Source organism: Mesorhizobium sp. M2E.F.Ca.ET.209.01.1.1 (assembly GCF_004010375.2).
In the GTDB taxonomy this organism is placed as follows: Bacteria; Pseudomonadota; Alphaproteobacteria; order Rhizobiales; family Rhizobiaceae; genus Mesorhizobium.
In genome coordinates this window covers 1-284 of record NZ_SADP02001280.1, presented here as the reverse complement: position 1 = coordinate 284, position 284 = coordinate 1, and the positions used below count along the sequence as shown (strand labels likewise).

At 64.1% G+C, this 284-nt stretch carries 1 pseudogene; it reads right to left on the bottom strand.

Features of this window, described 5'->3' with window-relative positions:
- Positions 1-233: pseudogene (locus EN852_RS43075) on the bottom strand (recombinase family protein); the annotation flags it as partial.
- Positions 234-284 lie beyond the last annotated feature (51 nt).

The window sequence follows — 284 nt, the reverse complement described above, 5'->3', positions numbered from 1 at the left end:
ACCATAAGCCCGGCGATGAATGCCACGTCACGGGAGAGTCGGTCCAGCTTGGCGACGATCACTGGACACTTGGCCTGGCGCGCTCGCGTGAGGGCGGCTGCGAGTTGCGGGCGCCCTCACGCGAGCGCGTCTGATCCTTTGCCAGTCTCGACCTCGGTGAACTCCTGGATGATCAGGAGGCCTTCAGTCTCGGCGAAGCGAGCGACAGCAGCACGTTGTGCCTCGATGCCCAAGCCTGAACGACCTTGCCGCTGGGTTGCCTACTATCGCGTCTCAACCCAGCG